The organism is Candidatus Pelagibacter communis, from assembly GCF_001180225.1.
Lineage (GTDB): Bacteria > Pseudomonadota > Alphaproteobacteria > Pelagibacterales > Pelagibacteraceae > Pelagibacter > Pelagibacter ubique_D.
This window is the reverse complement of sequence record NZ_CVST01000065.1, coordinates 1-558: the sequence shown is the minus strand read 5'-3', so window position 1 is coordinate 558 and position 558 is coordinate 1. Positions and strand designations below refer to the sequence as shown.

At 24.6% G+C, this 558-nt stretch carries 1 protein-coding gene; it reads left to right on the top strand.

Features of this window, described 5'->3' with window-relative positions:
* Positions 1–50 precede the first annotated feature (50 nt).
* Positions 51–558, top strand: a 508-nt coding sequence (locus AMN99_RS04980; protein ID WP_256998121.1) for a cryptochrome/photolyase family protein, incomplete at its 3' end; no start/stop codon positions are given.

Genomic DNA, 558 nt, shown 5'->3' with positions numbered 1-558 from the left:
CTCAATTTACAAAAAAAGAAAAAATTAACTGGAATATAATTCAAACACCAATGTTTTTAAATTCAAGAGAAGATTTTAAAAATTATTTATCAAAATCAAAAAAACCATTTATGGCAACTTTTTATAAGGATGTTAGAAAAAAATCTGGAATATTGATGGGGTCAGATGGTAATCCAATTGGAGGCAAATGGAGTTTTGATGAAGATAACAGAAATAAATTACCAAAAGATATATCAATTCCTAAATTTCCCAAAATTAATGAAACTAGTCATACAAAAAAATTGAAGCCTATCATTGAAAAGGAATTTAAAAACCATCCAGGAAGTACAGAGAATTTTTGGTTTGCTACTGAATATGACGATGTAGTTAAACTTTTAAACTTTTTTATAAAAGAAAAATCTAATCTATTTGGTGATTATGAGGATGCTGTAGATCAAAAAGACAATATTCTTTTTCATAGTGCTTTAAGTCCTTATATAAATTTAGGTATAATAACACCTGAATTTGTTATCCAAAAAATTTTAGATTTTCATAAAAAAAATAAAATTAGAATGAATT